Genomic DNA, 21,711 nt, shown 5'->3' on the forward strand with positions numbered 1-21,711 from the left:
CAGATTTCTGGCACTCACACGCGGCGAGTGCCAACACTGCTCATATGTGCAGGCCTCCGCCCGTCGTCAACGGGGCAATGGAACTAATTTGGATGAAGCGTGGGCGGAAGCAGGCCCAGCCGAGCGCGCGCCGTCCACCGCCACAGCAATAGCGCGGCCACCGCCGCCAGCCCGGCGGCCAGCCCCCACCAGATGCCCAGCCCCTGCCATCCCGCACAGAAGCCAAGCAATACCGCGCACCCCGCACCGATGACCCAATATCCGAACAGCGCCGCCAGCATCGGCACGCGTGTATCCTGAAGCCCGCGCAACACCCCCGCCGCCACCGCCTGCGCCCCGTCGAACAACTGGAACGCCGCGGCGACACCCAGATATTGCAGGGCGAGCGCGACCAGCGCGGCGTTGGCGGGCGCATCGGGATCGACATAGACGCCAACGAACAGGCGGGGTGCGATCAGCAACAGCGAGGCGGTGAACACCATGAAGCCGATCCCGACCGTCAGCGACACCCGCCCCGCCCGACCGATCCAGACATGATCGCGGGCGCCATACGCCATGCCGACGCGGATCGTCGCCGCCTGCGCGATCCCGAACGGCACCTGAAATGCGATCGCCGCGATCTGGAGCGCGATGGCGTGCGCCGCCACCTCGGTCACGCCGATCAACCCCATCAGGAAACCGGCGGCCGAGAACAACGCCCCCTCGAAAGTCATGGTCAGCGCGATCGGCGCACCGAGCCGGAATATCTCACGCAGCCGCGACCATTCCGTCCGCCACCAATGGCCGAACAGGCGATAACGGCACAGCTTGCGGTCGAGCAGCAGGATCAGTACGAACGCCAGCATCATCGCCACGCTGGTCACGACGCTGGCGATCGCCGATCCCTCCAGCCCCAGCGCTGGGAAGCCCGCCCGCCCGAACACCAGCAACCAGTTGCCGAGCAGCCCCATGCACAGCCCCAGCCCGGTGACGAGCATCGCCCAGCCCGGCCGCCCCAGCGCCGATGCGGTGACGCGCATCACCCCGGTCGCCACCGCTGGGATCGTCGCCCATAACAGGATGTCGAGGAACGCCCCCGCCCGCGCCGCGACATGCGCGTCCTGATGCGTCAGCAGCAGCAACCGCTCACCATTGGCCAGGATCGCCATCGTTCCCAGTCCGGCCACCGCCGCCAACCACATCGCCATCCGGAAAGACCGCCGGACCTGACGCACCGCATGCGCGCGTCGCCCGAGTTCGGCGGCGATCAACGGCGCCGCCGCGCCGACCAGTCCGATCATCGCGAAGGCGAGGACGCTGTAGAGATACACCCCCAGCGTCGCCGCCGCGAGTTCGGTCGTCCCCAGCCGCGCGACGAAGATCACGTCGATCGAATACACGCCCATCTGCAACAGGTTCGCCGCCACCAGCGGCGTCGCCAGCGCCAGCGTGGCGCGCAATTCCGCCCGCTCGCTCGCCGGCGCAGCGGCCGTGACGGAGTGGGGTGCGGGCGGGTGCATGTCGGTTCCCTGCCCGGACCTTGGTGGCAAGTCGAGTGGAGTTGCGGCGTCGATCGGCGGGTTAGGGGTGCTATCCCTGCCTTCGTCATCCCGACGAACGTCGGGACCCATGGTCGCGGCGCGCCGGGGTAGCGCGCGCGACATGGCCCGGATCACCGTATCCATGGGTCCCGGCTTTCGCCGGGATGACGGATGGGGGATCAAGTCATTCGCCACCCGGAAATCCGCCATGCCGCCCGCACCCCATGTTGCCAGCCTTGCAAGGTTGTTCTAGCCGTACCGGCCATGACAGACACCGCCGTGCCCCGTCCCGTCCCCTCCTTCACCGATGGCCGTCCGCCGAAACAACGCAGCGGCGGCTGGCGACTGGTGCGCGGCGCGTGGAAGCTGATGGTGGCGATCAAGGACGGCCTGGCGCTGATCCTGCTGCTGCTGTTCTTCGGCCTGCTGTTTGCGGCGCTGAATGCGCGGCCGGGGACGAAGGCGATCACCGACGGCGCGTTGCTGCTCGATCTGAAGGGGTCGATCGTCGAACAGCCCGAGGAACCGGCCGCCTTCGCCGCCCTGTCGGGGCAGCAGGTTGCCCGCCAGTTCCGCCTGCGCGACGTGCTGCGCGCGATCGAGGCGGCGCGTACGGATGCGCGGGTGAAGGTCGTCGTGCTCGATCTCGACGGGTTCGGTGGTGCCTATCCGGCGGCGCTCGGCGAGCTGGCCGATGCGCTGGTCCACGTGCGTCAGTCGGGCAAACCCGTCCTCGCCTATGCCACCGCCTATACCGATGGCAGTTATCGGCTGGCGGCGGCGGCGAGTGAGGTTTGGATGAACCCGCTGGGCGGCACCCTGTTTGCCGGCCCTGGCGGCACCCAGCTTTACTACAAGGGGCTGATCGACAAGCTGGGCGTCAACGCGCACGTTTACCGCGTCGGCCGCTACAAGTCGTTCGTCGAACCCTATACCCGTGCCGACCAGAGCCCCGATGCGCGTGCCGCGTCGGAGGCGCTGTACGGGTCGTTGCTGGAGCAATGGCGCGAAGGCGTCGCCCGCGCGCGTCCCAAGGCACAGGTCGGTCCGTTCCTCGCCAACCCGCAACAGGCGGTGCTCGCTACCAACGGCGATGTCGGCCAGGCCAACCTGCGCGCCGGACTGGTCGACAAGCTGGGCGACCGCACCGCCTTTGGCCAGCGGATCGCCGAGATTGCCGGGGTCCAGAGCGGCAAGGCGATCGGCAGTTTCCGCACGATCGGCTATGACGCTTTTCTGGGCGCTCATCCGATGCCGACCTCGGGCGACGCGATCGGCGTGCTGACCGTCGCCGGCGACATCGTCGATGGCGAGGCCGGTCCCGGCAGCGCCGCGGGCGACACGATCGCCAAGGCGATGCTCGACGGCCTCGCCACCAAGAACCTGAAGGCCCTCGTCCTGCGCGTCGACTCACCGGGCGGTTCGGTCCTGGCGTCCGAGCGCATCCGACTGGCGGTGCTGGAGGCCAAGAAGCGCGGCCTGCCGGTCGTCGTGTCGATGGGCGGTCTGGCGGCATCGGGCGGATATTGGGTATCAACGACGGGCGACGCGATCTTTGCCGAACCCGCGACGATCACGGGTTCGATCGGCATCTTCGGCATCGTCCCCACCTTCGAGAACACGCTGGCAAAGATCGGCGTGACCACCGATGGCGTCCGCAGCACGCCGCTGACCGGCCAGCCCGACGTGTTGGGCGGTACGAGCCCGGAGCTCGACGCGATCCTTCAGGCGGGGATCGAGAACGGCTATCGCCAGTTCATCGGCCGCGTCGCCGCCGCGCGCAAGATGACGACGGCGCGGGTCGACGAAATAGGCCAAGGGCGTGTGTGGGATGGGGGCACCGCCCGCCAGATCGGCCTCGTCGATCGCTTCGGTTCGCTGAATGACGCGGTGGCCGATGCGGCGCGGCGCGCCAAGCTGGACCCGGCCAAGGTTCAGACGGTCTATCTGGAAAAGGAGCCAAGCTGGGCCGCGAAGCTGGCACAGTCGCTCAGCAGTCAGGACGATGACGGCACCGCGCCGGCGGGTGACGCCTTCGCCCGGATCGCCGCCGATCGCCGTGCGGTGCTGGCGCGCGCCCTGGGCGATGTCGCGCGGCTGACCAGCGGCGGATCGGTGCAGGCGCGTTGTCTGGAGTGCGGTGGTCTCGGCCCCAGCGCCGCATCGGTCGGCGACGGCCGGTTGCTCGATCTGCTGATCGCGCGGCTGGGCCTGTAGGCACCGGCGATGATTGCGATCCGCGCCGCCACCCCGGAAGACGCCGCGGCGATCGCGGCGATCTATGCGCCGCACGTGCTGATCGGCGCTGCCTCGTTCGAGGAACAGGCGCCCGATTCGCGGACGATCGCGCGGCGGATGGCGGCGAGCGACGGGCTGCATCCGTGGATCGTCGCGACGCAGGGCGAGGAACGGGGCGGTGTGCTTGCCTATGCCTATGCCACCGCCTTCCATTCCCGCGCCGCCTATCGCTGGTCGGTGGAGACGACGATCTATGTCGCCGATGCCGCGCAGCAACGGGGCGCCGGCCGGTTGCTGTACGACGCGCTGGTCGACACGCTGACGGCGCAGGGCTTCACCCAGGCGATCGCGCGCATCGCCCTGCCCAATGACGCGTCGATCGCGCTGCACGAGGGCGTCGGCTTCCGCCGCGCCGGCGTGCAGCGCGCGATCGGTTTTAAGCATGGGCGGTGGATCGATGTCGGCCTGTGGCAGCGCGAACTGGCCCAACCCGCCACCCCGCCCGCCGAACCGCGCCTGTTTACCGATACGGGCGTCGTCCGGGACTGACGCGAGCCGGGGTGTCCTACATCGCCGCTGGTGAGTATCCACACCGATCGTTCTTTCTCACCGTCGATCGACGCATTTTACTAAGTTCACCGGCGCACGCGCGCGTAAGGCAAGTGTGACTTTCGGGACTTTCCGCAACGTCAGCGATACGCCGGCAGCGCCAGTTTCCACCGGATCGCCGCCGCCCGCAGCGCGAATCCTGCCGTTGCCGCGATCAGGCCGGCGGTCGTCGCGTCCAGCCCCAGCGCGGTCAGCGTGACGAAACTGGCCGAAGCCAGCGCCGCTGCCGTCACGTACAGTTCCGGCCGCATCAGGATGGACGGCTCGCCCGCCAGCATGTCGCGGATGATGCCGCCGACACAGGCCGACACCACGCCCATGACCGCCGCCGGCACCGGCGGCACGCCGTATTTCAGCGCTTTGGCCGCGCCATACGCCGCGTACGCCGCCAGCCCGACCGCATCGAACCAGTCGAGCGCCGCGCCCGACCACCAGCGTCGGGGTGTCATCCAGATCAGCATCGCGACGATCAGGCACAGCGCGGCGACCTTGCCGTCGCGCACCCAGAACACCGGCGCGCCGATCAGCAGGTCGCGCACCGTGCCGCCGCCGACCCCGGTGATGAGCGCGAAGAACGACAGCGTCACCAGCGTCTGTTTGCGCTGCGCCGCCGCCAACGCCCCGGACGTGGCGAAAACGGCGAGGCCGGCCAGATCGAGCCACGGCGCGGCGGTCGGCAGCAGGGGGACGGGGGGAATCATCGCAGGCGCCTGTACCGCGAACCATCGGGCGATGGGAACTCCATCCCGATGCGGGACGACCAAGGAAGGCTCGAAACATCGTTGTATGGCGTTCATGCAACCGCGCCGATAGAACAACGTTACGATATCAACATGTTTCTAGTACGGGAGAATGGTAATGCGTAAGATCCTTTTGGCACTGGGTTGTGCGGCCATGGTGGCGCCGAGCCTGATGGTAACGGTGACACCGGCGGACGCACAGCGTCGCTATCGCAACAGCGACCGTGAATATCGCGACTATCGCGGCCGCGTACGCTGCAAGAAGAACAGCGGCACGACCGGTGCGATCGTCGGCGGCGTGGGCGGTGCATTGCTCGGCCGGACAGTCGATACGCGCGGCGACCGCACGCTCGGTACGCTGGGTGGCGCGGCCGCTGGTGCGCTGGCCGGTCGTGCGATCGATCGTGGCGGCACGAACAACCGCTGCCGCTGATCGCCGGTCACATCGGTTTTCGTCGGAAGGGGCGTCACGGGCAACCGTGGCGCCCTTTTCCGTTGATGTCCGGCCGGTGAACGACAGGTAGTTTCCGGTTCACGCAACTTCGACGTGGAGGGAATCGTTTTCATCCCGTCACGAACGAAGGAGTTTGTATGCGTATCGCTTTTCTCACCGTCGCCCTGGCCGCGACGACCTTTGCCGCGATCCCGGCCATGGCGCAGGACACACGGCGTGAGGCCAACCGTGAATATCGCGGTGAAATCCGGGATGCGCAGCGGGATTACCGCCGCGACGTCCGCAGTGCCGATTCACGCGGCGATGTTCGCGACGCGCGGCGCGAGTACCGCGAGGAGGTTCGCGATGCTCGCCAGGACCGGCGTGGCGACCTGCGCGACATTCGCCGTTACCGCAATTACGACTACAACCGGTTCGAACCCGGCCAGCGTACCTATTATGCCGACCGATATTACCGCGACGGCCGTTATTATCAGCCGCGTCGGCTGGGCCGCAACGATCGCATCTATCGCGGCGGCAATGGGCGTTATTACTGCCGGCGCAACGACGGCACCACGGGCCTGATCGTCGGCGGTCTGGCGGGCGGCGCGCTGGGCAGTGTGATCGCCAACGGCCGGTCGAGCCTGCTGGGGGCGTTGATCGGTGGCGGCGGCGGCGCGCTGCTCGGTCAGTCGATCGATCGTGGCAACGTTCGCTGCCGCTGATCGAAAGCCGATCATGACAACGGCCCGGCGAGCAATCGCCGGGCCGTTTGTTCATTCAGATGATACCGCCGCCCAGCGACAGGCGCAGCGCGAAGATCACGATCAGCACCAGGTTCAGGTTGCGGCCGCCATTGGTTGATGACAGCGCACCGACCGCAGCGCCAACGATCCCGATCGGGATGACGAGCCAGTTCATCCAGCCAAGCAGCGGAATGAACGCGACAAGACCCAGCGCCAGTGTGACGAGGCCGATCAGGACGGAGACGATGTTGAGCATGATCGCCAAAATGGTTCGGTGGTGGTCACGAGACAAGATGGCGGGTATTCCGGCGTGTCCGCACCGTCGTTTGCCGTGGCGCCGGCGAGCGGCTAGGGCGACACCATGCCCTCTCTATTCCTTGTCATGCTCGGCGGAGCGCTCGGTTCCGGTGCCCGGTATCTGACCGGCCGGGCGATGCTGGCGCTGTTCGGGCCGGATTTTCCAGTGGGCACGCTGGTGGTGAACCTGATCGGCGGGTTGTTCATGGGATTGCTCGCCGGCATCCTCGCCAAGACGACCGCGGGTGAGCCGTGGCGCCTGTTTCTGGGTGTCGGCCTGCTCGGCGGCTTCACCACTTTTTCCGCCTTTTCGCTCGACGTCGTGTCGCTGGCCGAACGGGGACAGCCGGGCGTCGCGCTCGGTTATGCCCTGATCTCGGTTCTAGGCGCGCTCGCCGCCCTTGTCGCTGGCCTCGCCATCTCCCGGAGCCTCGCATGAGCGCCGATACGTCTTCTCCCAAGTCCCCCTCCCCGAAAAAGGCCGATGCCAAGGCCGATCCGAAGGAAGTGCGCCAGTTCACTGTCGGGTATGACGATGACGGCATCCGTCTGGACCGCTGGTTCAAGCGGCATCTGCCCGACACCAGTTTCACCACCGTCGCCAAATGGGCGCGGACCGGCCAATTGCGCGTCGACGGATCGCGCGCGACGCCGGGCGACCGCATCGCGGCCGGCCAGATCCTGCGCGTCCCCCCGCCCGAGGCGCCGTTGCCGCCCGGTGCCAAGCCGGAGCGCGAGCGGGTCCAGTTGTCCGATGAGCAGATCGCCTATGCCCGCGCGATGGTGGTCCACCGCGATCCGCAGGCGCTGGTCCTGAACAAGCCTCCCGGCCTCGCGACGCAGGGCGGCACCAAGACGACAACGCATGTCGACGGCCTGCTCGATGCGCTGAGCTATGACGACGAGGGACGGCCGAAACTGGTCCACCGGCTCGACAAGGATACGTCCGGCGCCCTGCTGGTCGCGCGCACCAGCCGCGCCGCCGCATTCTTTGCCAAGGCCTTTTCGGGCCGGACCGCACGCAAGGTATATTGGGCGCTGGTCGTCGGCGTCCCGTCGATCGAGGACGGCACCGTCGACCTGCCGATCGCCAAACAGCCCGGCACCGGCGGTGAGAAGATGCATGTCGACGAGGAGAACGGCCTGCCGTCACGCAGCCGATATCGCGTCATCGAACATGCCGGCAACCGTACCAGCTGGGTTGAATTGCAGCCGTTCACCGGCCGCACGCATCAGTTGCGCGTCCATATGGCGGCGATCGGCCACCCGATCGTCGGCGACGGCAAATATGGCGGCCCCGCCGCGTTCCTGACCGGCGGCATCAGTCGCAAGATGCACCTGCATGCGCGCCGCATCCGCGTCGACCATCCCGATGGCGGCCGCATCGATGTGACCGCCGAACTGCCGACGCATTTCAGCGAGAGCCTCGCCGGTCTCGGCTTCGAACTGTCGGCCGCCGACGCGTTCGATCTGGAAGAGGAAAAGGGCCCGCCGCCCAAGGCCATCCTGAAACAGCGGGCCAAGGCGCACGCCAAATCGGTCCGCAAGGAACGCCGCGGCGAGCGGCGCGGACGGGGTACGCGCGAATAGCACACCCCAACCCCGCCTTCCGTGCCGATGAAACCGTCGCGGCGGCGTTGGCACGGGCGGCGGCGCTCGGCTTTGCGCACCTGACGATCGCGACGCCGGTGGAACAGATCAGCGCGAACGGTGGCAGTTCGACGCCCTACCCCAGCGCCCAATCCACCGCCGCGGCAGCGTGCAGCGCGGTCGTATCGAACAGCGGTACGGCGCTGTCGTCTGATCCGATCAGCAGCATGATCTCGGTACAGCCCAGCACGATCGCCTCGGCGCCCTGCGCCACCAGCCGGTCGATCACCCCGCGATACGCCGCGCGCGACGCCGGCTCGATCCGCCCCTGCACCAGTTCGTCATAGATCACCCGGTGGATGCAGGCGCGGTCGTCTGCGTCCGGCACCATCACGTCCAGCCCATGCCGCGCCAGCCGGTCCGCATAGAAGGCTCGCTCCATGGTGAAGGCGGTGCCGAGCAACCCGACACGGCGATGCCCCGCCGCCCGCACGGCGATGCCCGCCGCGTCGCCGATATGCAGCAGCGGCACGTCCACCGCCGCCGCCACCGCGTCCGCCATCAGGTGCATGGTGTTCGTCGCGATCACGATACCCTCGGCCCCGCCCCGTTCCAGCGCATGGGCGGCTGCGATCATCTCATCGGTCAGCGCGTCCCAGTCGCCCGCGGCCTGCAATGCCGCGATCGGTGCGAAATCGACGGACAGCATCAGCAGGCGTGCGGAATGCATGCCGCCCAGCCGGGCGCGCACGCCCTGATTGATGAGCCGGTAATAATGCTGGCTGCTTTCCCAGCTCATCCCACCGATCAGGCCGATCGTCTTCATGCCGCCGCCTGCCCGCGCAGCAGCAGCCCGCCGCCAGCGCGCAGCACGCGCGTACCGGCCAGATAACACCCCAGTGCCAGCGCGATCGACAGCGGGACGATCCAGTATCCGACCAGCTCGACGCCACCGCCCGGCGGCTGCGCCGCGATGCCGATCTGCCAGCCGCGCGTGCCGTGCCACGCGCCGACCTGATCCGGCGCGAACGGCTTCAGTATCGCCATGCCCGCCAGCACGAGGCCGAACAGATATAGCGTCATCGTCCCGAACACCGCCGCCATCGCGATCAGGCTCTGCGACGCGCGGCCCAGCATCGCCACCATCAGCCGCCCCGGCGCGGCGCGGCCGACCGCACCGGCCAGCTCATATTCCTCGATATAGCGCCGGGCGAGGCCGTGCGGCGTACCCAGCCCCGCCAGTGCGGCGGCCAATGCCGCTTCGCCGCCCGCGGCACAATCGGTCAGGTGGCTGCGGATCTCGCCCGCGATACCGCGCCGGTCGTCATGCTCCAGGCTCTGGAGCGACCAGCGCAGGCGGCGAATATAGTCGTCGATCGTGCGGTCGGCTTCATGCGCCATGTTCGTCCTCCTGTTCGACAATCGTCGCGATGGTGGTGCGGAATGCGATCCAGCCGGCGCGCATCTCCGCAGCCAGCCGCCGTCCCTCGTCCGTCAGCGTATAGAATTTGCGCGGATTACCCGTCGCCGGCACGTCCCAGCGCGCGGCGATACGGCCGCTTTTCTCCAGCCGGCTGAGCAGCGGATATAGCCCGCCCTCGGTCACCAGCTCGCCCGCCGCGTTGACTGCGTGGAGGAGTTGTAGGCCGTATCGCTCGCCGCGACCCAGCACCGACAGGACGGCGAGTTCCGCCGCCCCTTTGCGCAATTGTGTCTGCCATGCCGCGATATCCATGCTCGTCCCAGTACTGCACGTATACTTGTTATGCAAGATACCATGCCATCATGACGTGACAGACCGGTGGCGGGCGTTATGGCGCGGGTAATGTCATCCACCCCGCCCATCCGCTTGGCGGTCTTCGATTGCGACGGCACGCTGGTCGACAGCCAGGCGAACATCTGTCGCGCGATGGAGGCGGCGTTTCAGCAATCCGCGCTCGATCCGCCGCCCCGCGCCGACACGCGCCGCATCGTCGGCCTCAGTCTGGTCGAGGCGATGCGCGTGCTGCGACCCGATGCCGACCATCACCGGCTGGCCGCCGATTACAAACAGGCGTTCCACCGGCTGCGTACCGATGGCGGGCTGGATGACGAACCGCTATTCGACGGGATCGTGGACGTGATCGAACGGCTGTCGGACGACGGCTGGACGCTGGGCGTCGCCACCGGCAAATCCGATCGCGGTCTGGCGCATGTCCTCTCCCATCACGGGCTGGAGCGGTATTTTGCCACGCTCCAGACGGCGGATCGCCATCCGTCGAAGCCCGATCCGGCGATGTTGCATGCGGCCATGGCGGAAACCGGCGCGATGCCCCACATGACGGCGATGATCGGCGACACCAGTTTCGACATGGCGATGGCCCGCGCCGCCGGCACGCGGGCGGTGGGCGTGGCCTGGGGCTATCACGCCCCGGCCGAATTGATCGCCGCCGGCGCTAATGTGGTGGCCGACCATGCCCGCGACCTGCCGGCGTTGCTGGCATGAGCGTACCGGAACACGTCGCACAGCGGCGCTGGCTGGCGCTGGTCGGCATCCGCATCGTCGGCGTCGCCGGTGCGGTGTTCGGCATGGTGATCGCGTCGCGTGCGCAGGAATGGCCGGTGAAGGTGGTCGGCATCCTCCTCGTTTTGTCGGCGCTGGTCGTGATCGCCGTGGTGCCCGCCAGCCTCGCCCATCGCTGGCGCAGTCCACCCGCGCCATGAAGCGGTTCTGGAAAGACGTTACCATCGCGGGGCGCGAGGTGCTGCTCGACGGACGGCCCGTCCGCACCCCCGCCCGGGTGCCGCTGGTATTGCCGACCGACGCGCTTGCGGCGGCGGTGGCGGCAGAATGGCGGGCGGTTGGCGAGACGATCGATCCGCGCGCGATGCCGCTGACCGGCCTGTCGAACGCCGCGATCGATCGCATCGCGCCGGACCCCGCGCTTTTCGCGCAAGGGCTGGCGCGGTATGGCGAGAGCGATCTGCTCTGTTACCGGGCGGAGGCACCGCCCGAGCTGATCGAGCGTCAGGTCGTGGCTTGGGACCCGCCACTGCACTGGGCGCGTGCGCGGTATGACATCCAAGTCGAAGTCACCGCCGGGATCGTCCACCGCGCGCAACCGCCCGCGACGATTGCGCGGCTGGCGGAGGCGATCGGTGCCTATGACGCGTGGCACCTAGCCGGCCTGTCGCCGGTGGTGACGCTGACCGGATCGCTGATCCTCGCGCTGGCATTGGCGGAGGGGGCCATGACGGCGGAGGCGGCGTGGACCGCCGCGCAGGTTGACGAGCAATGGCAGGTCGATCGCTGGGGCGAGGATGCGCTGGCCGCGGCGACCACCGCCGCGCATCGCCGCGAGTTCGATGCCGCCACTGCCTTCCTCGCGACGCTGGGCCGATCGAAATCACCCCCAATATGTGGGCGTGACAACAGCTTAGCGCCGGTGCACGATGCTGAAAGAGGGAGCGTCGCCATGAGCCATGCACGATCGGGCGAGTCGACCGCCATCGGGGATGAACACCGCTGATGCGTGCGGATGGCGCTGCCATAGTGCGGTCGCAGCGATGGTCGCTGGCCCGGCTGTTCACCGGCCTGCAACGGGGTGATATCCTGGCCCGTAACGGCACCGTCACCTGGCCGATCGAACTGGCGGTCGGGCTGTCGACCGTGGCCGCTGCCGCCTTGGCGCGGATCGCGATCGAGCAGATGGTCGACGGCGTGATCCCGTTTGTCCTCACCTTTCCCATGGTCATCGTTGCTACGCTGCTGGCGGGCGCCCGCGCGGGGATGATTGCCGCGATCGGATGTCAGGTGCTGGTCGTGTTCTTCGTCTTCCCGCATTGGACGATGACGCGTGTCGGATCGACCAGCGCCGCCAATCTGATCCTGTCGAGCCTTGCGCTGTTGCTCACTATCTGGGCGACGGCGGCTTACCGAACGGCTGCGGCACGACTACGCCAGACCTGCCAGCGCGAGGTGAGTACGCTGTCGCTGCTGATCGGCGAGATGGATCATCGCACGAAGAACAATTTCCAGATCGCCGCCGCCCTGTTGTCGACGCAGGCACGGGCATCGGCGAGTACGGAAGTGACGATCGAACTGCAGCGCGCCGCCGTGCGGCTGGAATCGATCGCCTCGGTCTATCGCAATCTGGGGCTAGCGGGCGGTCAGGCGCACCACCTGATGCTCGATGAATATCTGACGGAGGTCGTCGGATCGCTGAGGGCCGGGTTCCTGCCCGCCGGCATCGACCTGTCGCTGACCAGCACACCGATCGCGATGGAGGCACACAAGGCGTTGATGATTGGGCTGATCGTCAACGAATGGGTGACGAACGCAGTCAAATACGCCTTTGGCGACGGGCACGGCACGATCGTGATCGATGCACGACAGGTTGGGACGGAGGTGATGGTCGTGGTCGCGGATGATGGCGCCGCAGCCTGCGCCACGCGCCAACCGGGCGTCGGATCGCGCCTGATCAATGGGCTGGCCGATGCGATCGATGCGACGATCACCATCGAGCGTGACCAAGGCACCAGTTGCCTGTTGCGCGTGCCCGAGCAGCGCGGCTGAACGACCCTATCGCGTCAGGCGGCGGATGAACCCGATCAATCCGGTCTGCCGCGATCGCTTCAACCGCTCGGCGGCGATGATCGTCTTCACCCCGCGAAAGCAGGTTTCGACATCGTGATTGACTAGGACATAATCATACCCGTCCCAGTGACTGACCTCATTCGTCGCGCGCGCCATGCGGGCATCGATGACCTCTGCGGTATCGGTTGCCCGACGTTCCAGCCGCTGGCGCAGTTCGGGCATAGACGGGGGAAAGATGAACACGCGCACCACATCGCCGCCGGCGATCTGGAACAGCTGTTGCGCGCCCTGCCAATCGATATCGAACAGCACGTCCTTGCCGTCGGCCAGCAACGCCTCGACCTGTGCGCGCGGCGTGCCGTAACGGTTGTCGAAGACATGCGCCCATTCGAGAAACTCATCCGCCGCGACCATGCGACGGAATTCCTCCAGGTCGACGAAATGATAATCACGCCCATCGACCTCGCCTTCGCGAATCGGGCGAGTCGTAGCCGAAACCGACATCTCCAGTTCCGGCTCATCAGCCAGCAAAAGGCGCGCGATCGTCGATTTTCCCGCGCCCGACGGCGACGACAGCACGAACAACATGCCCCGGCGCTTGAGGTTGTGCGGGTCGGTGGGGAGAACAGGCGCCATGTGCGCCTTTGGCCGGGCCATACCCCGGTCGTCAACCCGGCAGGACGTTAGATGACGCCCTACCGGTCGATGCGTTCAGAGCGATCGCGACGCGCGGCGACGATCGTATGCTTTCTTGGCGACGTAGCCACCGCCCAGGATCATGCCCAGCGGACCCATCCGCCGCAGGCCGCCGCCGATCAGCGCACCCATCGCCGCGCCCTTGATACCGCCCGAACCGTCGCGACGATCCATCTCGCGACCCACCAGTGCGCCGATAATCTTGCCGATCATTTCACTTCTCCAAAAACCTGATCCTTCAGCTCCGCCGCGCCGCGCAATACCGCCCAGCCGACCGCGTAGGTGATCACCGCGGGTATCGCGACCTTCAGCACATTGGCCACGATTGCGCCCTTGATGGCGCCATCCCAATTGCCGTCGCCATCGCCGCCCATGCTGTCGATCACACCACCGACCAAAGCGCCTATCGTCGTTGCACTCACGAACCGATCTCCTTCTTCGCAGGCATAGCGCGGCAACGCCCGCGAGGTTCCATCACCGACCCAGCATCGATTCCGGTCTGACGACGCGATCGAACGTCTCAGGGTCCACCAGCCCCATCTGCACGCCCGCCTCCTTTAGGGTCAGGCCATGCTGGTGCGCGTGCTTGGCGATTTTGGCGGCGTTGTCGTACCCGATCTCGGGCGCCAATGCAGTGACGAGCATCAGCGATCGGTCGACCAGTTCGGCGATGCGATCGCGATTGGCGGTCATCCCCTCCACCGTTCGCTCGGCGAAGCTGGCCATGCCGATGCTGAGCAGATCGATCGAGCGCAGCACGTTGGCGCCGATCAGCGGCTTGAAAACATTCAGTTCCAGATGTCCCTGCAATCCGCCGACGGTGACCGCGACATTGTTGCCCATGACCTGCGCGGCAACCATTGTCAGCATCTCGCACTGGGTCGGATTGACCTTACCCGGCATGATCGAGCTGCCGGGTTCGTTGGCGGGCAATTCCAGCTCCCCAAGCCCCGAACGTGGTCCGCTGCCGAGCAACCGGATGTCGTTGGCGATCTTGGTCAGCGCCACCGCCAGCACGTTGAGCGCGCCGTGCAGATCGACCAGCCCGTCGTTCGACGCCAGTGCCTCGAACTTATTGGGCGCGGTGACGAACGGCAGCCCGGTCAGGTCGGCGATCGCCGCCGCCACCGCCTCGCCGAACCCCGTCGGCGCGTTCAGCCCGGTGCCGACCGCCGTGCCGCCCTGCGCCAACGGCATGATGTTGCGATGGAGCGTCCCGTCGATCCGGTCACGAGCGTTGCCGATCTGCGCCGCGTAGCCAGAAAACTCCTGCCCCAGCGTCAGCGGTGTCGCGTCCTGTAAGTGCGTGCGACCGATCTTCACCAGATCGTCCCAATCGCGCGCCTTGGCATCCAGCGCGGCGTGCAGCCGGTCTAGCGCCGGATACAGCACCCGCGTCACCGCCAGTGCGGCGGCGACGTGCAGCGCCGTGGGGAAGCTGTCGTTCGAGGATTGCCCCCGGTTCACATCGTCGTTGGGGTGGATAGGCACCTTGCCGCCACGCTTCCCCGCCAGCACCTCGTTGGCGCGACCGGCGATCACTTCGTTGACGTTCATGTTCGACTGCGTGCCGCTGCCCGTCTGCCAGATGACGAGCGGGAACTGGTCGTCGAGCGTCCCCGCCACGATCTCCGCTGCCGCCGATTCGATCGCGTCGGCCTTGCCGGCGTCCAGCCCGTGGTCGCGGTTCACGCGCGCGCAGGCCTGCTTCACGATCGCCAGCGCGTGGACGATGCCGATCGGCATCCGCTCGCGCGCGCCGAACGGGAAGTTTTCGAGGCTGCGCTCCGTCTGAGCGCCCCAATAGGCGTTGGCGGGAACATTGATAGGGCCGATCGAGTCGGTTTCGGTGCGGGTGTTGGTCATGGAGAGATAACGGCGGACCGGGTGGGTCGATCCACGATGCGATGTTGATCGTCGCGTTCAACAATCGGGCGAGCGCCGTCAGGAAACGACGGCCCGCGCTGACAGAGACCGCTTACGTCCCGCCGAACCCGCTTTCAACGACACCAGTCCCGTTCCCCGGCGGAGGCCGGGGTCCAGTTGGGGGAACGGTTGTGACGACTTACTGCGGTCATTCCAACTGGACCCCGGCCTCCGCCGGGGAACGGGAAAAACCAACGGCGTGATGCATGGCTTACATCCAGCAACGCAACTCTTCGCGTCTTCGCGTGAATATCCTCCGTTGAGGATAATCCGACACCGACACCCGCGCCGCGGCTAGGGCGCGTCGTCGAACGGGCTTTTGGCCCATCGGCCGGGCGGGGCTTGGCGCTGTCGCGCCTTGCCTTCCTATTTCTTCCGCTTGAAATCCACGCTGACGACGTTCGATCCGTCCTCGACCGGCTGCGCGAGCGGGCCGTCGTTTTCGGCGGCGTCGGGAATTTCCGGCATGCCGTCCGCATCTTCCTGTGCCTGGAAACGCAGTTCGAAATTCACCGCCGGATCGTGGAAACCAGTGATCGCCGAATAGGGAATCACCAGCTTCGACGGCACCTGATTGAAGCTGAGGCCGACCGAGAACCGCTCGTCATCGACGGTCAGGTCCCAGTACCGGTTCTGCATGACGATCGTCATCTCGTCCGGGAAGCGCTCGATCAGCCGCTTGGGGATGTCGACGCCGGGGGCCTGCGTTTTGAACGTGATGTAGAAATGATGCTCGCCGGGCAGCCCGCCGGCCTCCGCCACGGAACCCAGCACACGGCCCACCACCGCACGCAGGGCTTCCTGGACGATCTCGTCATACGGGATCAGGCTGTCGGGAAGGCCATCGCTCATTCCCTTTGGGTAGGCCCCCCTCCACCCCAGCGTCAAGATTGCACGAACCGCGTGGTGCGTTATGGACCGCGATATGCGCATCGCCACGATCAATCGCGACACCAGCGAGACGAAAATCGCCGTCACCGTCAATCTCGACGGCACCGGCGTCTATGACATCGAGACCGGCGTCGGCTTTTTCGACCATATGCTCGAACAATTGTCGCGCCATTCGCTGATCGACCTGCACGTCCGCACCAAGGGCGATCTGCACATCGATCAGCATCACACCGTCGAGGATACCGGCATCGCCATCGGCGAGGCGGTGGCGAAGGCGCTGGGCGACAAGCGCGGCATCCATCGGTACGGCGACGCGCTGAGCCCGATGGACGAGACGCTGACGCGCGTGGCGCTCGACATTTCCGGGCGGCCATGGCTCGTGTGGAAGACCGAGTTCAGCCAAAAACGGCTGGGCGAGATGGATACCGAGATGTTCCAGCACTGGTTCCATAGCTTCGCGCAGGCCGCCGGCATCACGCTGCACGTCGAGACGCTGCATGGCGAGAACAACCACCACATCGCCGAAAGCGCGTTCAAGGGCCTCGCCCGCGCGCTGCGCAAGGCGATCGAGGTCGATCCCCGCAAGGGCGATGCGATCCCCTCGACCAAGGGCACGCTGGGAGGTCTCGCATGATTATCGTCCTGCTGGATTATGTCGTGCCGACCGAAGCGATCGACGAGCATCGCCCGGCACATCTGGCGTGGCTGCATGAAGGCATCGCCGCGGGGATGCTGATGGCCGCCGGGCGTCAGGTGTTGTTGACCGGCGGCATGTTGTTGTGTCGTGGTCAACTGGACGTGGTGAAGGCGTGGGCGGCGACCGATCCCTTCGCGCTCCACGGTCTGGCCGAATACAGCTTTACCGAGGTCGCGCCGTCGGTCGTCGCGCCGGGACTCGAAGCGCTGAAGGAATGACGCTCGCGCTGATCGATTATGGCGCGGGCAACCTGTATTCGGTCGCCAACGCCCTGAAGGCGGCGGGCTGCGACGACTTGGTCGTCACCGCCGATCCCGATGTCGTGGCGCGTGCGGACCGCATCGTCCTGCCCGGCGTCGGCGCGTTCGGTGCGTGCGCCGGGGCGCTGCGGTCGATCGACGGCATGGTGGGTGCGTTGGACCGGCGCGTGCGGGCAGAGGCGGCACCCTTTCTTGGCGTTTGCGTCGGCATGCAATTGATGGCCGATGCCGGCGAGGAAATGGGCACGCACCCCGGTCTCGGCTGGATCGCCGGTCGCGTCCGCAAGCTGGAACCGGGCACCATGGATGCCAAAGTGCCGCACATGGGCTGGAACGATGTGATCCCTACCGGCGAGCATCCGCTGATCGTCCCCGGCGAGGCGTATTTCCTCCACAGCTACGCCTTTGATGGCGCCGACGTGATCGCGACCACCGACCATGCCGGCCCCGTCACTGCGGCGATCGGCCGCGACAATGTGCTGGGCGTGCAGTTCCACCCGGAAAAGAGCCAGTCCTATGGGCTGGCGATCCTCGAAAGATTCCTCGCATGGCGCCCTTAATCGTCTTCCCCGCCATCGACCTGAAGGGCGGGCAGGTCGTCCGCCTTGCCGAGGGCGATATGGACCGCGCCACCGTCTATGGCGACGATCCCGCGCACCAGGCGATGCTGTTCGCCGATGCCGGCGCAACGCACCTGCATGTCGTCGATCTCGACGGCGCGTTCGCGGGCGCCTCGGTCAACGGTGATGCCGTCCGCGCGGTGGTCGAGCGCTTTCCCGGCCATGTCCAGCTAGGTGGCGGCATCCGTACCCGCACATCGGTGGAACGCTGGTTCGATCTCGGCGTCGCCCGCGTCGTGATCGGCACTGCCGCGCTGGAAGACCCCGATTTCGTGCGTGGCGCCGCCCGCGACTTCCCCGGCGGCATCGTCGTCGCGGTCGATGCGAAGGACGGTATGGTCGCCACCAAGGGGTGGGCCGACGTCTCCACCACCACCGCCACCGACCTCGCCCGCCGGTTCGAGGATGCCGGCGTCGCCGCGTTGCTGTTCACCGATGTCGGTCGTGATGGCTTGTTGAAGGGCTGTAACGTCGAGGCCACCGTCGATCTCGCGCGCGCCGTGTCGATCCCGGTGATCGCCAGCGGCGGCGTCGCCGGTATCGCCGATATCCACGTTCTCGCGCTCCATGCCCGCGACGGCATCGAAGGCGTCATCACCGGCCGCGCGCTCTATGATGGCCGCCTTGATCTGGCGGCGGCGCTTGCCGTTGCGGGCGCGGCGTGAGCTTGTCGCTTCTCGATCCTCCACGGCACGGGGAGGATTCATGACCGTCCGCGCCCGTGTCATCCCCTGCCTCGACGTCGCCAACGGCCGCGTCGTCAAGGGCGTCAATTTCGTCGAACTGCGCGATGCCGGCGATCCGGTCGAGCAGGCCCGTGCGTATGACGCGGCCGGCGCGGACGAGCTCTGCTTCCTCGACATCACCGCAAGCCACGAGGATCGCGGCACCATACTCGACGTCGTGCGCCGCACGGCCGCGGTATGTTTCATGCCGCTGACCGTCGGTGGCGGCGTCCGCACCGCCGACGATGCCCGCGCACTGTTGCTGGCCGGCGCCGACAAGGTCGCGGTCAACTCAGCCGCCGTATCTCGACCGGAAGTCGTCGCCGACATCGCCGAACGCTTCGGCAGCCAGTGCTGCGTCGCCAGCATCGATGCGCGCCGCATAGAGGGCGGCTGGGAGGTCTTCACCCATGGCGGCCGCCGCCCGACCGGCATAGATGCGTTAGCCCACGCGCTCCACCTCGCCGATCTCGGCGCGGGCGAGTTGCTCGTCACCTCGATGGACCGCGACGGCACGCGCGGCGGTTACGACCTCGACCTGATCCGCGCCATCGCCGACCGCACGACCGTGCCTGTCGTCGCCTCGGGCGGGGTCGGCGGACTGGACGATCTGGTCGCCGGCATCCGCGACGGCCATGCCTCGGCCGTCCTCGCCGCCTCGATCTTCCATTTCGGTGAGGCGAGCATCGCCGACGCGCACGCCGCCCTGGCCGCCGCCGGCATCCCTGTACGCCGACCCGTCATCGCCTAGGAACCCGCGCATGGACCCGCTCGACCGCCTCGAAGCCACGATCCGCGCCCGCCGCGGCGTCGATCCCGCCGGCTCCTATACCGCCAGCCTGTTTGCCAAGGGCCGGCCGAAGATCGCGCAGAAACTGGGTGAAGAGGCGGTCGAGACCGTCATCGCCGCCATGGCTCAGCCCGACAAGCTGGTGTCCGAGGCCGCCGACCTCGTCTTCCACCTGATCGTCCTGCTCGCCGATGCGGGGCTGGGCCTGGACGACGTGCGCGCCGAACTCGCCCGACGCGACGGTGTGTCGGGCCATGACGAGAAAGCCGCCCGCCCCGCTTCCTGAAGGAGCCGCACGATGCCGATCGACGCCACCCTGCCCTATGACGACAGCAACATCTTCGCCCGCATCCTGCGCGGTGAAATCCCGGCGACCGTCGTGCATGAAGATGAATGGGCGATCGCCTTTAACGACATCGCTCCGCAGGCGCCGGTGCATATCCTCGTTATCCCGCGCGGCCCCTATGTCTCGTGGGACGATTTCAGCAGCCACGCCTCAGCGGAGGAAATCGCCGGTTTCGTCCGCGCGGTCGGTCAGGTCGCCCGCAGCCACGGACTGGTCGCCCCCGGTTATCGCCTGCTCGCCAATATCGGTGCCGAGGCCGGTCAGGAGGTGCCGCACCTCCACGTCCACCTGTTCGGCGGCGCTCCGCTGGGGCCGATGCTGGCCAGTTAGCGCCCGCGCTCCACCGCATCAGGTCGCGTTAGGGATTGCGCGTAATAAAATTGCCATTAGCATCCCGGCCATACCTTGACGCGGCGCAGCAAGCGCCGGTCGATTGGGGGATCAGGCACATGATATTCGGGCGCGTCAAATCTCTGGACGCCATCCTCGCTGCGACTGAAGGCAAGTCGCTCCATCGAACGCTGGGAGCGTTCCAGCTGACGCTGTTCGGCATCGGATCGGTCATCGGCACGGGCATCTTCGTCCTGACCGCCGCCGGTGCGCAAAAGGCCGGACCCGGCCTGATGCTCGCCTTCGCCATCGCCGGGGCGATCTGCATCGTCGCCGCGCTCTGCTATGCGGAGATCGCGGCGATGATCCCGGTCGCCGGTTCAGCCTATACCTATAGCTATGCGACGATGGGCGAGTTGGTGGCGTGGACCGTCGGCTGGGCGCTGGTGCTGGAATATGCCGTTGCCGCCTCCGCCGTCGCGGTCGGATGGTCCGGATATTTTACTGGGACCATCCTGAACCAGTTTCTCGGCATCCATCTGCCCGTCTGGCTGTCGGCCGGGCCATTGGCGCTGGGCGGCGTGGCGGGCGGTTTCATCAACCTGCCGGCCGTCGTGATTTCCGGATTGGTGACATGGCTGCTCATCATCGGCACGTCGGAAAGCGCCAAGGTCAACGCTGTCCTCGTCGCGATCAAGGTCGTCGCCCTGACCGCCTTCATCTTCCTGACCTATGGAAAGATCGATACGACGAAGTTCAATCCCTTCCTTCCCGCCGGCGTGTTCGGCGGTTTCGGCACGGGCGTGGGCGCGGTCGGCGCGGCGGCGACAATCTTCTTCGCCTATGTCGGCTTCGATGCGGTTTCGACCGCGGCGGAGGAGACCAAGAACCCGCAACGCAACGTGCCGATCGGCCTGATCGGGTCGCTGCTGTTCTGCACCGTGTTCTACATCCTCGTCGCGGCCGGCGCGATCGGCACGATCGGCGGCCAGCCGATCATGGGACCGGGCGGCGTCCCCTTCCCCGCCGGTTCGGAAGAACTCGCGCGCCAGTGCGCCCTGCCACAGCATGCGCAGGCGCTGGTCTGTTCCAACGAGGCGCTAGCCCATGTGCTGCGCACGATCGGCTTCGGGACGATCGGCAACCTGCTGGGCATCGCCGCCTTCGTCGCGCTGCCCTCGGTCATCCTGGTGCTGCTGTTTGGTCAGACCCGCATCTTCTTCGTGATGAGCCGCGACGGCCTGTTGCCCGGTGCGCTGAGCAAGGTGCATCCGAAGTGGAAGACGCCGCACGTCGTCACCGCGATCACCGGTGCCGCCGTGGCGTTTGCCGCCGCGTTCCTGCCGGTGGGTGCGCTTGCCGACATCGCCAATGCCGGGACGCTGTATGCGTTCATGATGGTGGCGTTTGCGGTGCTGATCCTGCGCAAGGTCGAACCGAACCGCCCGCGCTCGTTCCGCACGCCGGCGATCTGGTTCGTCGCGCCGGCCACGATCGTCGGCTGCATATTCCTATTCTTCAACCTGCCGACGGCCGCCATGCTGGTGCTGATAATCTGGGGCGCGATCGGCCTCGCGGTCTATTACATGTACGGATACCGGACGAGCCACGTCGCACATGGGCGAGTCCAAGTCGTGACCGACGACATGATCGGCAGGTCGGACCACTAAGAGCCTGTTGC

At 67.0% G+C, this 21,711-nt stretch carries 28 protein-coding genes and 1 pseudogene; 18 read left to right on the forward strand and 11 right to left on the reverse strand.

Annotated elements, in window-relative coordinates; translation table 11 throughout:
• Window positions 1-83: 83 nt before the first annotated feature.
• Entirely contained in the window at window positions 84-1,499 is a 1,416-nt protein-coding gene (locus ASG67_RS14845) for an MATE family efflux transporter (protein ID WP_056531720.1), read from the reverse strand.
• A 390-nt stretch (window positions 1,500-1,889) separates the two neighbouring features.
• On the opposite strand from ASG67_RS14845, the gene sppA reads away from it, so the two are divergent.
• Both sppA and ASG67_RS14855 read left to right on the forward strand, forming a co-directional pair.
• On the forward strand, window positions 1,890-3,737 hold the full coding sequence (sppA, locus tag ASG67_RS14850) for a signal peptide peptidase SppA (RefSeq protein WP_056531949.1): 1,848 nt from the start codon (window positions 1,890-1,892) through the stop codon (window positions 3,735-3,737).
• 9 nt (window positions 3,738-3,746) lie between these two features.
• Entirely contained in the window at window positions 3,747-4,307 is a 561-nt protein-coding gene (locus ASG67_RS14855; protein ID WP_056531722.1) for a GNAT family N-acetyltransferase, read from the forward strand.
• A gap of 140 nt (window positions 4,308-4,447) precedes the next feature.
• Here the strand turns inward: ASG67_RS14855 and ASG67_RS14860 are convergent, their stop codons facing one another.
• Entirely contained in the window at window positions 4,448-5,068 is a 621-nt protein-coding gene (locus ASG67_RS14860; protein WP_056531951.1) for a trimeric intracellular cation channel family protein, read from the reverse strand.
• Window positions 5,069-5,225: 157 nt separating this feature from the next.
• Here ASG67_RS14860 and ASG67_RS14865 point away from each other — a divergent pair, with 157 nt between their 5' ends.
• Together ASG67_RS14865 and ASG67_RS14870 are read left to right on the forward strand one after the other, a co-directional pair.
• The gene (locus ASG67_RS14865; RefSeq protein ID WP_056531724.1) at window positions 5,226-5,540 is read left to right on the forward strand and encodes a glycine zipper 2TM domain-containing protein; all 315 of its coding nucleotides are present in this window, start codon (window positions 5,226-5,228) and stop codon (window positions 5,538-5,540) included.
• A 158-nt stretch (window positions 5,541-5,698) separates the two neighbouring features.
• Window positions 5,699-6,265 (forward strand): glycine zipper 2TM domain-containing protein, encoded by a 567-nt coding sequence (locus tag ASG67_RS14870; RefSeq protein WP_056531726.1) that lies wholly within the window; start codon window positions 5,699-5,701, stop codon window positions 6,263-6,265.
• A gap of 55 nt (window positions 6,266-6,320) precedes the next feature.
• On the opposite strand, the gene ASG67_RS14875 is transcribed toward ASG67_RS14870, so the two are convergent.
• A complete protein-coding gene (locus ASG67_RS14875) occupies window positions 6,321-6,542 on the reverse strand; it encodes a hypothetical protein (protein WP_056531954.1) in 222 nt (73 codons plus the stop codon).
• A gap of 105 nt (window positions 6,543-6,647) precedes the next feature.
• On the opposite strand from ASG67_RS14875, the gene crcB reads away from it, so the two are divergent.
• Together crcB and ASG67_RS14885 are read left to right on the forward strand one after the other, a co-directional pair.
• Window positions 6,648-7,022 carry a fluoride efflux transporter CrcB gene (gene crcB / locus ASG67_RS14880; protein ID WP_156460848.1) on the forward strand — a complete coding sequence of 125 codons (375 nt, stop codon included), beginning with the start codon at window positions 6,648-6,650 and terminating at the stop codon, window positions 7,020-7,022.
• Window positions 7,019-8,173 carry an RluA family pseudouridine synthase gene (locus ASG67_RS14885; protein ID WP_082543565.1) on the forward strand — a complete coding sequence of 385 codons (1,155 nt, stop codon included), beginning with the start codon at window positions 7,019-7,021 and terminating at the stop codon, window positions 8,171-8,173. The genes crcB and ASG67_RS14885 overlap by 4 nt, the downstream gene beginning before the upstream one ends.
• 136 nt (window positions 8,174-8,309) lie before the next feature.
• On the opposite strand, the gene ASG67_RS14890 is transcribed toward ASG67_RS14885, so the two are convergent.
• Genes ASG67_RS14890 through ASG67_RS14900 form a run of 3 tightly spaced genes read right to left on the reverse strand, consistent with a single transcriptional unit; the run spans window position 8,310 to window position 9,908 of the window.
• On the reverse strand, window positions 8,310-8,999 hold the full coding sequence (locus ASG67_RS14890; protein ID WP_056531730.1) for an aspartate/glutamate racemase family protein: 690 nt from the start codon (window positions 8,997-8,999) through the stop codon (window positions 8,310-8,312).
• Window positions 8,996-9,574: an HAAS signaling domain-containing protein gene (locus tag ASG67_RS14895; RefSeq protein WP_056531732.1), complete on the reverse strand. Its 579-nt coding sequence runs from the start codon at window positions 9,572-9,574 to the stop codon at window positions 8,996-8,998. The genes ASG67_RS14890 and ASG67_RS14895 overlap by 4 nt, the downstream gene beginning before the upstream one ends.
• Complete coding sequence (locus tag ASG67_RS14900; RefSeq protein ID WP_056531734.1) at window positions 9,564-9,908, reverse strand: PadR family transcriptional regulator; 345 nt, start codon at window positions 9,906-9,908, stop codon at window positions 9,564-9,566. Before ASG67_RS14900 ends, ASG67_RS14895 begins: the two co-directional genes overlap by 11 nt.
• A 90-nt stretch (window positions 9,909-9,998) precedes the next feature.
• On the opposite strand from ASG67_RS14900, the gene ASG67_RS14905 reads away from it, so the two are divergent.
• The 4 genes and pseudogenes from ASG67_RS14905 (at window position 9,999) to ASG67_RS14920 (ending at window position 12,728) form a co-directional block, all read left to right on the forward strand.
• A complete protein-coding gene (locus tag ASG67_RS14905) occupies window positions 9,999-10,658 on the forward strand; it encodes an HAD-IA family hydrolase (RefSeq protein ID WP_056531958.1) in 660 nt (219 codons plus the stop codon).
• Complete coding sequence (locus tag ASG67_RS14910) at window positions 10,655-10,876, forward strand: hypothetical protein (RefSeq protein ID WP_056531737.1); 222 nt, start codon at window positions 10,655-10,657, stop codon at window positions 10,874-10,876. Before ASG67_RS14905 ends, ASG67_RS14910 begins: the two co-directional genes overlap by 4 nt.
• Window positions 10,873-11,547, forward strand: a pseudogene (locus tag ASG67_RS14915) (ATP12 family chaperone protein); the annotation flags it as partial. The gene ASG67_RS14910 and the pseudogene ASG67_RS14915, both read left to right, overlap by 4 nt.
• Before the next feature lie 134 nt (window positions 11,548-11,681).
• Window positions 11,682-12,728 (forward strand): sensor histidine kinase, encoded by a 1,047-nt coding sequence (locus tag ASG67_RS14920; RefSeq protein WP_056531739.1) that lies wholly within the window; start codon window positions 11,682-11,684, stop codon window positions 12,726-12,728.
• 6 nt (window positions 12,729-12,734) lie between these two features.
• Here the strand turns inward: ASG67_RS14920 and gmk are convergent, their stop codons facing one another.
• From gmk to ASG67_RS14945, 5 genes are all read right to left on the reverse strand, one after another.
• Window positions 12,735-13,385, reverse strand: a complete 651-nt coding sequence (gene gmk, locus ASG67_RS14925) for a guanylate kinase (protein WP_056531741.1) — start codon at window positions 13,383-13,385, stop codon at window positions 12,735-12,737.
• A 75-nt stretch (window positions 13,386-13,460) separates the two neighbouring features.
• Window positions 13,461-13,658, reverse strand: coding sequence for a hypothetical protein (locus ASG67_RS14930; protein WP_056531743.1), 198 nt, complete (start codon window positions 13,656-13,658; stop codon window positions 13,461-13,463).
• Entirely contained in the window at window positions 13,655-13,903 is a 249-nt protein-coding gene (locus tag ASG67_RS14935; RefSeq protein WP_321163544.1) for a hypothetical protein, read from the reverse strand. The genes ASG67_RS14930 and ASG67_RS14935 overlap by 4 nt, the downstream gene beginning before the upstream one ends.
• A gap of 16 nt (window positions 13,904-13,919) precedes the next feature.
• Window positions 13,920-15,311, reverse strand: a complete 1,392-nt coding sequence (gene fumC / locus ASG67_RS14940; protein WP_056531745.1) for a class II fumarate hydratase — start codon at window positions 15,309-15,311, stop codon at window positions 13,920-13,922.
• Between the two features lie 426 nt (window positions 15,312-15,737).
• Complete coding sequence (locus tag ASG67_RS14945) at window positions 15,738-16,223, reverse strand: SspB family protein (protein WP_056531747.1); 486 nt, start codon at window positions 16,221-16,223, stop codon at window positions 15,738-15,740.
• Window positions 16,224-16,296: 73 nt separating this feature from the next.
• On the opposite strand from ASG67_RS14945, the gene hisB reads away from it, so the two are divergent.
• The 8 genes from hisB (at window position 16,297) to ASG67_RS14985 (ending at window position 21,700) form a co-directional block, all read left to right on the forward strand.
• Window positions 16,297-16,896: an imidazoleglycerol-phosphate dehydratase HisB gene (gene hisB, locus ASG67_RS14950; protein ID WP_056531962.1), complete on the forward strand. Its 600-nt coding sequence runs from the start codon at window positions 16,297-16,299 to the stop codon at window positions 16,894-16,896.
• A complete protein-coding gene (locus ASG67_RS14955; protein ID WP_056531749.1) occupies window positions 16,893-17,177 on the forward strand; it encodes a YciI family protein in 285 nt (94 codons plus the stop codon). The genes hisB and ASG67_RS14955 overlap by 4 nt, the downstream gene beginning before the upstream one ends.
• Window positions 17,174-17,779 carry an imidazole glycerol phosphate synthase subunit HisH gene (gene hisH, locus ASG67_RS14960; RefSeq protein ID WP_056531751.1) on the forward strand — a complete coding sequence of 202 codons (606 nt, stop codon included), beginning with the start codon at window positions 17,174-17,176 and terminating at the stop codon, window positions 17,777-17,779. The genes ASG67_RS14955 and hisH overlap by 4 nt, the downstream gene beginning before the upstream one ends.
• On the forward strand, window positions 17,767-18,504 hold the full coding sequence (gene hisA / locus ASG67_RS14965; RefSeq protein ID WP_056531753.1) for a 1-(5-phosphoribosyl)-5-[(5-phosphoribosylamino)methylideneamino]imidazole-4-carboxamide isomerase: 738 nt from the start codon (window positions 17,767-17,769) through the stop codon (window positions 18,502-18,504). The genes hisH and hisA overlap by 13 nt, the downstream gene beginning before the upstream one ends.
• Window positions 18,505-18,544: 40 nt before the next feature.
• Entirely contained in the window at window positions 18,545-19,315 is a 771-nt protein-coding gene (gene hisF / locus ASG67_RS14970; protein WP_056531755.1) for an imidazole glycerol phosphate synthase subunit HisF, read from the forward strand.
• Between the two features lie 10 nt (window positions 19,316-19,325).
• Window positions 19,326-19,640, forward strand: coding sequence for a phosphoribosyl-ATP diphosphatase (locus tag ASG67_RS14975; protein ID WP_056531756.1), 315 nt, complete (start codon window positions 19,326-19,328; stop codon window positions 19,638-19,640).
• Between the two features lie 12 nt (window positions 19,641-19,652).
• Window positions 19,653-20,030: a histidine triad nucleotide-binding protein gene (locus tag ASG67_RS14980; protein WP_056531759.1), complete on the forward strand. Its 378-nt coding sequence runs from the start codon at window positions 19,653-19,655 to the stop codon at window positions 20,028-20,030.
• Window positions 20,031-20,149: 119 nt separating this feature from the next.
• Window positions 20,150-21,700 (forward strand): amino acid permease, encoded by a 1,551-nt coding sequence (locus ASG67_RS14985; RefSeq protein ID WP_056531761.1) that lies wholly within the window; start codon window positions 20,150-20,152, stop codon window positions 21,698-21,700.
• Window positions 21,701-21,711: the final 11 nt, after the last annotated feature.

The sequence above is a fragment of the Sphingomonas sp. Leaf339 genome, assembly GCF_001426195.1.
Lineage (GTDB): Bacteria > Pseudomonadota > Alphaproteobacteria > Sphingomonadales > Sphingomonadaceae > Sphingomonas.

Bases quoted from the DNA above. Each gene is read 5' to 3' on its own strand.
- ASG67_RS14865 (WP_056531724.1), top strand. From the start codon at position 5,226: ATGCGTAAGATCCTTTTGGCACTGGGTTGTGCGGCCATGGTGGCGCCG.
- ASG67_RS14890 (WP_056531730.1), bottom strand. From the start codon at position 8,999: ATGAAGACGATCGGCCTGATCGGTGGGATGAGCTGGGAAAGCAGCCAG.
- ASG67_RS14930 (WP_056531743.1), bottom strand. From the start codon at position 13,658: ATGATCGGCAAGATTATCGGCGCACTGGTGGGTCGCGAGATGGATCGT.
- ASG67_RS14945 (WP_056531747.1), bottom strand. From the start codon at position 16,223: ATGAGCGATGGCCTTCCCGACAGCCTGATCCCGTATGACGAGATCGTC.
- fumC (WP_056531745.1), bottom strand. From the start codon at position 15,311: ATGACCAACACCCGCACCGAAACCGACTCGATCGGCCCTATCAATGTT.
- ASG67_RS14875 (WP_056531954.1), bottom strand. From the start codon at position 6,542: ATGCTCAACATCGTCTCCGTCCTGATCGGCCTCGTCACACTGGCGCTG.
- hisF (WP_056531755.1), top strand. From the start codon at position 18,545: ATGACCGTCCGCGCCCGTGTCATCCCCTGCCTCGACGTCGCCAACGGC.
- ASG67_RS14985 (WP_056531761.1), top strand. From the start codon at position 20,150: ATGATATTCGGGCGCGTCAAATCTCTGGACGCCATCCTCGCTGCGACT.
- ASG67_RS14870 (WP_056531726.1), top strand. From the start codon at position 5,699: ATGCGTATCGCTTTTCTCACCGTCGCCCTGGCCGCGACGACCTTTGCC.
- ASG67_RS14855 (WP_056531722.1), top strand. From the start codon at position 3,747: ATGATTGCGATCCGCGCCGCCACCCCGGAAGACGCCGCGGCGATCGCG.
- ASG67_RS14845 (WP_056531720.1), bottom strand. From the start codon at position 1,499: ATGCACCCGCCCGCACCCCACTCCGTCACGGCCGCTGCGCCGGCGAGC.
- ASG67_RS14900 (WP_056531734.1), bottom strand. From the start codon at position 9,908: ATGGATATCGCGGCATGGCAGACACAATTGCGCAAAGGGGCGGCGGAA.
- ASG67_RS14860 (WP_056531951.1), bottom strand. From the start codon at position 5,068: ATGATTCCCCCCGTCCCCCTGCTGCCGACCGCCGCGCCGTGGCTCGAT.
- hisH (WP_056531751.1), top strand. From the start codon at position 17,174: ATGACGCTCGCGCTGATCGATTATGGCGCGGGCAACCTGTATTCGGTC.
- ASG67_RS14975 (WP_056531756.1), top strand. From the start codon at position 19,326: ATGGACCCGCTCGACCGCCTCGAAGCCACGATCCGCGCCCGCCGCGGC.
- ASG67_RS14895 (WP_056531732.1), bottom strand. From the start codon at position 9,574: ATGGCGCATGAAGCCGACCGCACGATCGACGACTATATTCGCCGCCTG.
- crcB (WP_156460848.1), top strand. From the start codon at position 6,648: ATGCCCTCTCTATTCCTTGTCATGCTCGGCGGAGCGCTCGGTTCCGGT.
- ASG67_RS14910 (WP_056531737.1), top strand. From the start codon at position 10,655: ATGAGCGTACCGGAACACGTCGCACAGCGGCGCTGGCTGGCGCTGGTC.
- ASG67_RS14885 (WP_082543565.1), top strand. From the start codon at position 7,019: ATGAGCGCCGATACGTCTTCTCCCAAGTCCCCCTCCCCGAAAAAGGCC.
- gmk (WP_056531741.1), bottom strand. From the start codon at position 13,385: ATGGCGCCTGTTCTCCCCACCGACCCGCACAACCTCAAGCGCCGGGGC.
- hisA (WP_056531753.1), top strand. From the start codon at position 17,767: ATGGCGCCCTTAATCGTCTTCCCCGCCATCGACCTGAAGGGCGGGCAG.
- sppA (WP_056531949.1), top strand. From the start codon at position 1,890: ATGGTGGCGATCAAGGACGGCCTGGCGCTGATCCTGCTGCTGCTGTTC.
- ASG67_RS14980 (WP_056531759.1), top strand. From the start codon at position 19,653: ATGCCGATCGACGCCACCCTGCCCTATGACGACAGCAACATCTTCGCC.
- ASG67_RS14955 (WP_056531749.1), top strand. From the start codon at position 16,893: ATGATTATCGTCCTGCTGGATTATGTCGTGCCGACCGAAGCGATCGAC.
- ASG67_RS14920 (WP_056531739.1), top strand. From the start codon at position 11,682: ATGCGTGCGGATGGCGCTGCCATAGTGCGGTCGCAGCGATGGTCGCTG.
- hisB (WP_056531962.1), top strand. From the start codon at position 16,297: ATGCGCATCGCCACGATCAATCGCGACACCAGCGAGACGAAAATCGCC.
- ASG67_RS14905 (WP_056531958.1), top strand. From the start codon at position 9,999: ATGTCATCCACCCCGCCCATCCGCTTGGCGGTCTTCGATTGCGACGGC.